This is a genomic window from Pseudomonas sp. A-R-19 (assembly GCF_019956575.1).
Lineage (GTDB): Bacteria > Pseudomonadota > Gammaproteobacteria > Pseudomonadales > Pseudomonadaceae > Aquipseudomonas.
Map to the genome: position 1 here is coordinate 108,526 of NZ_JAHBDR010000038.1, position 11,331 is coordinate 119,856.

Consider the following 11,331-nt stretch of genomic DNA (forward strand, 5'->3'; position numbering starts at 1 on the left):
GGCGATGGTGGTCACGGGACTGGCCTGCAAAACAAAATGTCGCGCAGTGTACCAGCCCGATGGCCATTCGCCCTAAGGCTCTATGTGTTCTTCCGGACGCTTGACGCGCCGTCCGTCTTCCTTTGAGAGTTGAGAAAAGATCGTTGCGGCCAGCATCGCCATGATTCCGACCGTGACAAACGTCAGCTGGAAGGCACCCAGAACCGTGTCTACACCGTCGTTTCCGATCTCCGCCGTGAACCCTCCGAGCAACGCACCGGCGCAGGCCACGCCCAGGCTCAGGGACAATTGCGCGACCACCGACAGCAGGCTGTTGCCGCTGCTGGCGCTGGCGTCGTCGAGGTCGATCAGGGTCACGGTGTTCATCGCGGTGAACTGCAAGGAGTTGATCGCCCCGAGGATCGCCAGCTGGCACAGCAGCAGCCAGTACGGCGTCTGCTCGCTGACCAGGCCCATGCTTGCCAGCATGATCCCCAGCGCCAGGGTGTTGCCGGTGAGCACGATGCGATAACCCAGACGCTCGATCAGCGGCCGCGCGACCCACTTGGCGATCATTGCCGCTGCCGCCAGCGGGAGCATGCTCATCCCGGCCTGGGATGGCGAATAGCCCAGCGCCACTTGCAACAGCAACGGCACCAGAAAGGGCAGGGCGCCGCTGCCGAGGCGGGCGAACAGGTTGCCGAGAATGCCCACGGCAAAGGTCCGGGTCTTGAACAGCGACGGCGCGAACAACGGATTGTCGATATGCCCGGCACGCAGCCAGTACGCCGCCAGGCACGCCATGCCGCCGAACAGCAGCAACATCACCCGCAGGTGTGGCAGGTGCAATTCGCCCAGGCCTTCCATGGCAATGGTGATCAGGATCATCGCCGCGCCGAACAGCACGAAACCCAGGCTATCGAAGCGGGTTCGTTCGGAACCGCGCAGGTCCGGGATGAATCTCCACACGGCGTAGCAACCGACCAGCCCCACCGGCAGGTTGATCAGGAAGATCCAGTGCCAGGTCAGGTATTGCACCATCCAGCCGCCCATGGTCGGGCCGATCAACGGGCCGAGCAGCCCGGGAATGGTGATGAAGCCCATGATCCGCACCAGTTCCGAACGCGGGTAGGCGCGCAACACCACCAGCCGCCCGACCGGCAGCATCAACGCACCGCCCAGGCCCTGGATTACCCGCGCGCCGATCAACTGGGTCAGGCTGGTCGACAATGCGCAGAGCAGCGAGCCAAGGCTGAACAACAGAATCGCACTGAAGAAGATCTTCCTGGTGCCGAAGCGATCGGCGATCCAGCCCGAAGCGGGAATCAGCAGGGCGACCGTGAGCATGTAGGCGATGATCACGCCCTGCATGCGCAACGGGTCCTCAGCCAGGTCGCGGGCCATGGCCGGCAGGGCAGTGTTGAGGATCGTCCCGTCGAGGGACTGCATGAAGAAGGCAATGGCGACAACCCACGGAATCCAGCGGGCGGTAACAGCGTCGAGAGGTGGGCGGTTGGGCATGGGACCTCTAGATTGATGAAATTAATGCAAGGTCATGGTGGAGCGAGATTCTTGTGGGAGCGGGCTTGCTCGCGAATGCGGTGTATCAGTCACCCAATAGGTCAGCTGAAAGATTGCATTCGCGAGCAAGCCCGCTCCCACAGGTTTGCTGTGCACTTGAGACTTGTGTTTACAGCGTCAGGGTCAACCGACTGACCAACGCCCCCGGCAACAGCGCAGAAGCCGTCGCCCGCTGGCTGTAGGTGCTCGCCGACAACAGCAACTCCCGCTCCTCGGTCAGCGCTTCGAGCTGCGAACCGAGCAGGCTGAAGGCGCTGTCATCAAAACGCATGGTGCTGACCGGTGCCTGGATCTCGCCGTTCTCGACCCAGAACGTGGCAAAGCGGGTCATGCCGGTCAGGCGTGCGGCGGGTTGATCCGAGAAGTTCAGGTACCACAGGTTGCTGATGTACAACCCCGTGCCCAGTTGCTTGAGGATGTCCGCGTCAGGCAATGCCCCGACTTTCATGTTCAGTGCGCTTGGTGATTCACCGCCGCTGGCGCCGTTGGCGGTCAAGCCGTATTCCGCAGCGCTGCGCGAGCTGACCAGTTGTGCCCCGGCCTTGCCGTTGACGATCAACCCCAGATCACTGCGTGGATAACCTTCGTCGGAGAACGCCGGGCTCAGCGAGCCGCTGACTTTTTCATCCAGCGAGACCAGCGGGCTCAACGCGCTGTCGCCACCGTAGAGCTTTTGCAGCGGGCTGCTTTTGCTGGCAATCGACTGTGCCGAGAAACCACCCCAGCACAGCATGCCCATGATTTCTTCCAGCGCCGCCGGTGCGAGGTAGGCGCGGTACTGGCCGGGCGCCAAAGTGCGCAGCGGCCGGCCCAGAAACTCCAGCTCCTCGCGGGCTTGCTGGAAGCGTCTGGCAAAGCCTTCACCGCTCCAGTCATGCCCTGCGTAGCTGGCTTTCACGGCCTGGCCGTTCTCGTGGAACAGGCTGAAGTCGAAATTGAAACTGTTGGCCTGATGCCAGCCGAAGGCGCCCGAAGAACTGGCAAAACCGCGACTGATCGGGCCGGCTGCGTAGAAGCCGACAAGATCCAGGCCTTCGGCGGCCTGGGTGATTTGCGCGACCACTTCCTCGGTGTCCGGCAGCGGGTGCGATTGCACGTTGTTGCTCTGCCAGCCGTTGTGGTTGAGCAGCAGGTACGGATCTGGAGGCAGCAGCGGCAAGGTGTCACGCAACTGTTGCAGGCCTTCGCCCAGGCGCTGCGCATCCACCTGCGGATCGCCGGCCAGGGTGATTTTCAGGTCGGCATGCCGGCCTTCGTTGATCAGTTTCAGGCTGATGCTGGCCTGCTGCACCTGACCGGCCTGGCGCACCTTGGCGTTGTTGAAACGCACGAAGGCCGACGACTCGGCGGCGTAGCTGAGGGTGAACTGCTCGGGCTCGAGAAGCGCCTCACGCAAGCTGTTGACCAGCGCCTTGAACGACTTGGACTGGCTGATTGAAGGATTCATCAGGCGTCTCCTCCGAATACATCAACGTTGCTGAACACGCAGGCCGGTGACGCGTGACCGACGCGGATCACCTGGTTTGGTTCGCCCTTGCCGCAGTTCGGTGTGCCGAGGACCTTGAGGGTACTGGCATCGCCGACGGCGCTGAGGCTTTTCCAGAACTGCGCGGAGATGCCCCTGTAATTGGGATTCTTCACCACACCCTTGAGTTCGCCGTTTTCGATCAGTTGGCCCCATTCGCAGCCGAACTGGAATTTGTTGCGCGCATCGTCGATCGACCAGGAACGGTTGGTCGACATCAGCACGCCGTGTTCGATGCCGCCGATCAGTTGCTCGATGGACTGATCGCCCGGCTCGATATTGAGGTTGGCCATGCGATCGATCGGCGGGCGGTTCCAGCCGCAGGCGCGACTGTTGGCGACGCCGTCCATGCCGGCACGGAATTGCGACAACGCACCGCCCAGCGGGCGCAGCAACAGGCCTTCACGGATCAGGAACTGTTTGCTGGCGGGCGTGCCGTCGTCGTCATGGCCGTAGCTGGCGAGTTCTTCGGGGATCTCTGGATCGAAGGTCACGTTGAGCAGGCCGGAACCGTATTGCAGGCGGCCGAAGTCGCAGGCTTTGACGAAACTGGTGCCGGCGTAATTGCGCTCGTCGCCGAGGATGCGGTCCAGCTCCAGCGGATGGCCGATGGACTCGTGGATTTGCAGCATCATCTGGTCGGGCATCAGCAGCAGGTCGCGCTTGCCCTGCGGGGTGTTTGGCGCCAGGAGCAATTGCAGGGCCTGGTCGGCCACCTGGGTCCCGGCGCCGATCAGGCCACAGCGGCTGATGACGTCCGCCGCGCCTTGCTGGCCGAAGTTCTCGCGGCCCAGGCTGCGGGTCTGGCTGTCGTTGCCGTCGTAAGCCGTGACGTCCAGGCCAGGGTACACAAAGCGTTGGGCCTGGCGCAGTTCGGCACCGGCGCTGTTGAGGTAGATCTGCTCGACGTGGGTGATGCCGAGGCTGACCTGCCAGTTCACCAGGCGCTCGTCCCTGGGTACGGCGGCGGATTCGGCGCCGAGCAACTGGTAGCAGTCGCTCAGGGTCGGGAAGGCCTGGTCGAGGTTGGGTGAAAAGTAATCGGCGCGGTCGCTGGAAACGGCTTGTTCACGCAGGTCCAGCAAGGCGTGGGGCTTGAGCCGGCGGGCCTGCAGTTCGGCGCGTTCGAGGGCGGCTTGCAGGCCCTGTTGCGACAGATCGTTGGTGGCCGCATAGGCCTCGACGCCATTGACTCGCACGGTCAGCATCGCCCCTTCGTCACGGCTCAGGCTCGGCGGTTCGGCGACGTTCTTGCGCACCGACAGGTACTGCCCGGATTCGCGCACATAACGCAGGGAAAAGAATTCGGCACCCGTGCGCAAGGCAGCGAAGCGCTGCTTGAGCTGGGGATGGAAATCGAACATTCATGAACCTCCTGGGTATGGAGTGGCGATAGAGCGGTGTTGCGAGGGGAGTGGTGAAACGATTGTGTGGCGCTAGATTAGGCCTGCACGGGGGGGAGGATCAAGGGTGGAGCGGTCTGGAGCGGGGGATACTTTGGGAGGGGTGGCTGACAGGGCCCCTTCGCGAGCAAGCCCGCTCCCACATTTAATCCCGGGTGTTCACAAAATCTGTGTCCGCTGGAGATCAAGTGTGGGAGCGGGCTTGCTCGCGAAGGCCGCACCGCGGTTTAACGGTTGTTAAGCGATCTGGCTCACTTCCCGCACCGGCTTGCCCTTCACCGGCGCTTCACCCGCCACATAGTAAGTGGCGGTGCTGCGCGGCAATGGCTTGCGGCCACGGATCTTGTCGGCGATTTTCTCGGCCATCATGATCGTTGGTGCGTTGAGGTTGCCGGTGGTGATGATCGGCATGATCGAGGCATCGACCACTCGCAGGCCTTGCATGCCATGCACGCGGCCTTCGCCATCGACCACGGCCATGTCGTCGGTGCCCATCTTGCACGAGCAGGATGGGTGGAACGCGGTTTCGGCGTGTTCGCGAATGAACTTGTCCAGCTGTTCATCGGTTTGCACGTCGATGCCCGGGCTGATCTCGCGACCACGGAAGGCGTCCAGCGCAGGCTGCTGCATGATTTCACGGGTCAGGCGGATGCCGTCGCGGAATTCCTGCCAGTCCTGCTCGGTGGCCATGTAGTTGAACAGGATGCTCGGGTGCTGGCGTGGGTCCTTGGACTTGGCCTGGATGCGCCCACGGCTCGGCGAACGCATGGAGCCCATGTGCGCCTGGAAACCGTGCTCTTTCACACCGTTGCTGCCGTTGTAGTTAATCGCTACCGGCAGGAAGTGGTATTGGATGTTCGGCCATTCGAATTCCGGACGGGTGCGGATGAAACCGCCGGCTTCGAACTGGTTGCTGGCGCCAATGCCGGTGCCGTTGAACAGCCACTCGGCACCGATGGCCGGCTGGTTGTACCAGAGCAGCGACGGGTACAGCGAGACCGGTTGGGTGCAAGCGTATTGCAGGTACAGCTCAAGGTGATCCTGCAGGTTTTCACCGACGCCCGGCAGGTCGTGGACCACTGGAATGTCGAGCTTGTTCAGCAACTCGGCCGGGCCGACGCCGGAGCGTTGCAGGATCTGCGGCGAAGCGATGGCGCCGGAGCACAGCAGCACTTCCTTGCGTGCTTTGACTTCAACGCGCTCTTCAGCAGCGCCGACCAGGTAACGCACGCCGACCGCACGCTTGCCTTCGAACAGGATCTTGTCGGTCAGGGCGTGGGTGACGATGGTCAGGGTCGAACGCTTCTTGGCCACATCCAGGTAACCACGGGCGGTGGAGGCACGACGGCCCTTCGGCGTCACGGTGCGGTCCATCGGGCCGAAGCCTTCCTGCTGGTAGCCGTTCAAGTCTTCGGTGCGCGGGTAACCGGCCTGCACGCCAGCTTCAACCATGGCGTGGAACAGCGGGTTGTTGCCGGCTTTCGGCGTGGTCACGCTGACCGGGCCTTCGCCACCGTGGTAATCGTTCGGGCCGATGTCGCGGGTTTCCGCCTTGCGGAAATACGGCAGGCAGTCCAGGTACGACCAGTCTTCCAGGCCTGGCAGTTTCGCCCAGCCGTCGTAGTCCATGGCGTTGCCGCGGATGTAGCACATGCCGTTGATCAGCGAGGAACCGCCCAGGCCCTTGCCGCGACCGCATTCCATGCGACGACCGTCCATGTGTGGCTCGGCATCGGTTTCGTAGGCCCAGTTGTAGCGACGGCCTTGCAGCGGGAACGCCAGGGCGGCCGGCATTTGTGTGCGGAAGTCGAAACGGTAGTCCGGGCCGCCGGCTTCGAGCAGCAGGACGGTGACGCCGGCGTCTTCGGTCAGACGGGTCGCCAGGGTGTTACCGGCCGAGCCGGCACCGATGATGATGTAATCGAATTCTTGGGACATTGAATGCACCCTCTTTGATGTTGGTCAGGTCGAGGTCGCTGGGACACTGCATAACCTGTGGCGAGGGGGCTTGCCCCCGTTCGGCTGCGCAGCAGTCGCAAATTCAGCGACCTCGTTCTATCTGAAAGCATGCGGCGTCTGGATGGGGCCGCTCCGCGGCCCAACGGGGGCAAGCCCCCTCGCCACAATGGCGTCCACTCCAGAGCGCGTGCGAATCAGAACACCGAGACGTAATCGCCCAGCTCGACCTGTACCGATTTGATGCGGGTGAAGTTGTTCAGCGAGCTGATGCCGTTTTCACGACCAACACCCGACTGCTTGTAGCCGCCAACCGGCATCTTCGCGTCGGACTCGCCCCAGGCGTTGATCCAGCAGATACCGGCTTCCAGCTGATGAATCACGCGGTGGGCGCGGTTCAGGTCCTTGGTGACGATACCGGCGGCCAGGCCGAAGTCGGTGTCGTTGGCGCGGCGGATCACTTCTTCCTCGGTTTCGTACGACAGGATCGCCATCACCGGGCCAAAGATTTCTTCACGGACGATGGTCATGTCGTCGGTGCAGTCGGTGAACACGGTCGGCGCGACGAAGGCGCCTTTGGCGAATTCGCCGTCGGTCAGGCGTTCGCCGCCGCACAGTACGCGGGCGCCTTCTTCCTTGCCCTTGGCGATGTAGCCCAGCACGTTTTCCATGTGGGCGAAGCTGACCAGCGGGCCGAAGTTGGTGTTTTCGTCTTCCGGGTTACCGATGCGGATGCGCGCAACGCGCTCAACGATCTTGGCTTCGAAAGCGGCTTTCAGGTGGGCCGGTACGAACACGCGAGTGCCGTTGGTGCAGACCTGGCCGGAGCTGTAGAAGTTGGCCATCATCGCGGTGTCGGCGGCGCGATCGAGGTCGGCGTCGTCGCAGATGATCAGCGGGGATTTGCCGCCCAGTTCCATGGTCACGTCTTTGAGCGACGAAGCCGAAGCGCTGGCCATGACTTTCTTGCCGGTGTCGGTGCCGCCGGTGAACGAGATCTTCTCGATGCGCGGGTGCTCGGTCAGCCAGGTGCCGACTTCGCGGCCGCTGCCGGTCAGGACGTTGAACACGCCGTTTGGCAGGCCGGCTTCGGTGTAGATTTCGGCCAGTTTCAGGGTGGTCAGCGAGGTGACTTCGCTTGGCTTGAAGATCATCGCGTTACCGGCCGCCAGGGCAGGTGCGGATTTCCACAGGGCGATCTGGATCGGGTAGTTCCATGCGCCGATACCGGCCACGACGCCCAGCGGCTCGCGACGAGTGTAGACGAACGAAGTGGTGCGCAGTGGGATCTGCTCGCCTTCGATGGCCGGTACCAGGCCTGCGTAGTACTCCAGCACGTCAGCACCGGTGACGATGTCGACGTACTTGGTTTCGGAGAACGCTTTACCGGTGTCCAGGGTTTCCAGGGCGGCCAGTTCGTCGTTGCGCTCACGCAGGATTTCCACGGCGCGACGCAGGATGCGCGAACGCTCCATGGCGGTCATGGCAGCCCAGATCTTCTGGCCCTTTTCGGCGCTGACGACGGCGCGTTCGACGTCGTCCTTGGTCGCACGTTGCACTTTTGCGAGGACTTCACCATTAGCCGGGTTGATGGCTTCGAAAGTGGCGTCGCTGCTGGCGTCGCTGTAAGCACCATCGATGTAGAGTTTTTGCAATTCGAAACGGGCCATAAAGTCCTCGCAAGAGCATAAGTGGTTGGCACGGTCCGGTGGTTGAGCGTTTGTGTGTGCTCTAACTCACCCGCTTGGCCAGTTGGGTATCCATGTATTCGTAAGCGATCTGTTGCGCCTGCTCGGTGTCGAAAGCATCTCCCGACAGCGCGCCGCGCAACCACAATCCGTCGATCAACGCTGCCAGGCCCCGGGCGGCACTGCGCGCATCATTGAGCGGCAGCACGCGGCGGAACTGGCAGCACAGGTTGGAATACAGGCGGTGATCGTTGATCCGCTGCAACCTGTGCAAAGACGGCTGGTGCATGCTGGTGGCCCAGAAGGCCAGCCAGGTTTTCATTGCCGGGCCATTGACTTGGCTGGCGTCGAAGTTGCCTTCGATGATCACCTGCAGATGCGCCCGCGGGCTGTCATCTGTCAGCGCCAATCGGCGCGCGGTGACGTTCTCGCTCAGGACCGTCATCAGGTACCCCATGGTGGCGGCAATCAGGCCGTTCTTGTCCTGAAAGTAATGACTGATGATGCCATTCGAGACACCGGCCAAACGGGCGATCAGCGCAATGCTGGCGTCCCCCATTCCGACCTGGTCGACGGCCAGCAAAGTGGCTTCGATCAATTGCTGGCGGCGGATGGGTTGCATACCGACCTTGGGCATCTTGCACATCTCCTTAGGCCTTCCGGCAGACGCAGAACGTCCATCGGCTTGAGGGCCAGTCTATTTTGTTTTGATTGAACGTTCAATCAACAAAGAATAAGATCTGCGACAAATCGTCGCTGCCTACAGGTTTTTCCTACTTGTAGTTGGCGGAAAAACGACATCAAAAACTGCTCGAAACCTACGCGCTGTGGCGCTCCAGGGGTTTCGGGCTTTTTTCGGGGTGTCTTTATATCACCCGCCGGTCGGCTGCCCACTAACCGATTGGTCGGGTAACTCGTTTGTCTTGCGTTCTTCTCTCGCACTGCCCGGAGCATCTGTGCCATGAGTTCTGCCTCGCTAATAAAGACCCCACCCGAGAAGGTGACGGTCAACGGTTGGGTGTTCTACACCTCTACCGCGTTGATTCTGTTGTTGACCGCCATTCTGATCATCGCCCCGCAAGAGGCCGGCAGAATGCTGGGTACGGCGCAAGCCTGGTTGTCCCGCAGCTTCGGCTGGTACTACATGGTGGTGATTGCCGCCTACCTGATTTTTGTCGTCGGCCTGGCGTTTTCGTCCTACGGCAAACTCAAGCTGGGCAGCAAGGACGACACCCCGGACTTCAGCTACGGCGCCTGGGCGGGGATGCTGTTCTCGTCGGGTATCGGCATTTCGCTGCTGTACTTCGGCGCATCGGAGCCGCTGGACCACTACTTCAACCCGCCGGAAGGCGTGGCCGGCAGCAACCTTGCCGCCCGTCAGGCGGTGCAACTGACGTTCCTGCACTGGGGCCTGCACGGCTGGGCGATCTACGCATTGGTCGGTCTGGCCGTTGCCTACTTTGCTTATCGTCATAACCAGCCGCTGGCGTTGCGTTCGGCGCTGTATCCGCTGGTGGGCGAGCGTTGGGTCAAGGGCGCGGCCGGGCATGCGGTGGACGGCTTCGGCATGTTCGTGACCCTGCTGGGTCTGGTGACGAACCTGGGGATTGGTTCGCTGCAAGTGTCGTCGGGGCTGGAAAACCTGTTCGGCATGGAGCACAGCAACACCAACCTGCTGATCGTGATCATCGTGATGAGCACCGTGGCGACCATCGCCGCCGTGTCGGGCGTGGAAAACGGCATCCGCCGCCTGTCCAACCTGAACATCGTGCTGTTCAGCGGCTTGCTGATTTTCGTGCTGTTGTTCGGCCCGACCCTGCACCTGCTCAACGGTTTCGTGCAGAACGTCGGTGACTACCTGAATGGCGTGGTGCTGAAGACCTTCGACCTCTATGTGTACGAAGGCGACAGTGAGAAGTCCGACCGCTGGCTGGGCCTGTGGACTCTGTTCTACTGGGCCTGGTGGATTTCCTGGGCGCCATTCGTGGGCATGTTCATCGCGCGTATTTCCCGTGGTCGTACCGTGCGCGAACTGGTCGCGGGCGTGCTCCTGATTCCGCTGGGTTTCACCCTGGCGTGGCTGTCGATCTTCGGTAACTCGGCCCTGGACCTGGTGATGAACCATGGGGCGGTGGAACTCGGGAAGACGGCGCTGGAACAGCCGTCCATGGCGATCTACCAGTTGCTTGAGCATTACCCGGCGTCGAAGGTTGTGATCGGCGTATCGATTTTCGTCGGTTTCGTGCTGTTCCTGACCCCGGCGGATTCCGGCGCGGTGATGATGGCCAACCTGTCGTGCAAGGGCGGCAACGTTGACGAAGACGCCCCGCACTGGTTGCGGATCTTCTGGTCGGCGGTGATCACCCTGGTGACCATCGGTCTGCTGTTCGCCGGCAACTTCGAAGCCATGCAAACCATGGTGGTGTTGGCTGGCCTGCCGTTCTCGGTGGTGCTGGTGTTCTTCATGTTCGGCTTGCACAAGGCCATGCGCCAGGACGTGCAGATCGAACAGGAGCAAGCGGAACTGGCGGCACGCGGTCGTCGTGGTTTCAGCGAGCGCCTGACCCAACTGGACCTGCAGCCGAGCCAATCGGTGGTACAGCGCTTCATGGACAAGCAAGTGAGCCCGGCGCTGCAAGATGCGACGGCGCAAATGCGTGCTCAAGGCCTGCAAGTGCAGACACTGCTGGGCAAATCCAAGCGCTGCATGGGTGTACGGGTGGAAATGGAAGAGGGCAACCCTTTCGTCTACGAAGTGAGCCTGGACGGTTATCTGGCCACGCCGACCGAGTCTGCCCAGTCCGATGAGGCGCGTCAGCGTTTCTACCGTGCCGAGGTTTACCTGCACAACGGCAGCCAGGACTACGACTTGATGGGTTTCACCCAGGATCAGATCACCCGTGACGTGCTCGATCAGTTTGAAAGCCATCGGCAGCTCCTTGACCGGGTTTATAGCTAAGAAGTGAGGTACTGCGGTGCAGTCAATGCTCCGCAGTTCTAATTGTGGTGAGGGGGCTTGCCCCCGTTGGGTTGCGCAGCGACCCCAAATCCAGACACCGCAGTAGTTCAGATAAACCGCATTATCCGGATTTACGACGGCTACGCCGCCGAACGGGGGCAAGCCCCCTCGCCACAGGGTTCTCTGCTTACAGCTGAATATCGGCACTAACAAAAACGCCGCGATCCTCTCGCGGCGTTT

Annotated in this window: 7 protein-coding genes; 1 reads left to right on the forward strand and 6 read right to left on the reverse strand. The window is 61.9% G+C overall.

What is annotated here, in order from left to right; all coding sequences use genetic code 11:
* Positions 1 to 72 precede the first annotated feature (72 nt).
* The 6 genes from mdtD to betI all read right to left on the reverse strand — a co-directional run bounded on the left by mdtD (position 73) and on the right by betI (position 8,769).
* Complete coding sequence (gene mdtD, locus KGA88_RS06680) at positions 73 to 1,500, reverse strand: multidrug transporter subunit MdtD (protein WP_110662491.1); 1,428 nt, start codon at positions 1,498 to 1,500, stop codon at positions 73 to 75.
* 169 nt (positions 1,501 to 1,669) lie between these two features.
* Complete coding sequence (locus tag KGA88_RS06685; protein WP_223589751.1) at positions 1,670 to 3,007, reverse strand: TldD/PmbA family protein; 1,338 nt, start codon at positions 3,005 to 3,007, stop codon at positions 1,670 to 1,672.
* Positions 3,007 to 4,449 (reverse strand): TldD/PmbA family protein, encoded by a 1,443-nt coding sequence (locus tag KGA88_RS06690; RefSeq protein WP_223589753.1) that lies wholly within the window; start codon positions 4,447 to 4,449, stop codon positions 3,007 to 3,009. Before KGA88_RS06690 ends, KGA88_RS06685 begins: the two co-directional genes overlap by 1 nt.
* A 276-nt stretch (positions 4,450 to 4,725) precedes the next feature.
* A complete protein-coding gene (betA, locus tag KGA88_RS06695) occupies positions 4,726 to 6,426 on the reverse strand; it encodes a choline dehydrogenase (protein ID WP_223589756.1) in 1,701 nt (566 codons plus the stop codon).
* Between the two features lie 215 nt (positions 6,427 to 6,641).
* Positions 6,642 to 8,114: a betaine-aldehyde dehydrogenase gene (gene betB / locus KGA88_RS06700; RefSeq protein ID WP_223589759.1), complete on the reverse strand. Its 1,473-nt coding sequence runs from the start codon at positions 8,112 to 8,114 to the stop codon at positions 6,642 to 6,644.
* Positions 8,115 to 8,175: 61 nt separating this feature from the next.
* Positions 8,176 to 8,769, reverse strand: a complete 594-nt coding sequence (betI, locus tag KGA88_RS06705; protein WP_223589762.1) for a transcriptional regulator BetI — start codon at positions 8,767 to 8,769, stop codon at positions 8,176 to 8,178.
* Between the two features lie 381 nt (positions 8,770 to 9,150).
* Between betI and KGA88_RS06710 the strand changes: the two genes are divergently transcribed.
* Positions 9,151 to 11,091: a BCCT family transporter gene (locus KGA88_RS06710; RefSeq protein WP_411740836.1), complete on the forward strand. Its 1,941-nt coding sequence runs from the start codon at positions 9,151 to 9,153 to the stop codon at positions 11,089 to 11,091.
* Positions 11,092 to 11,331 lie beyond the last annotated feature (240 nt).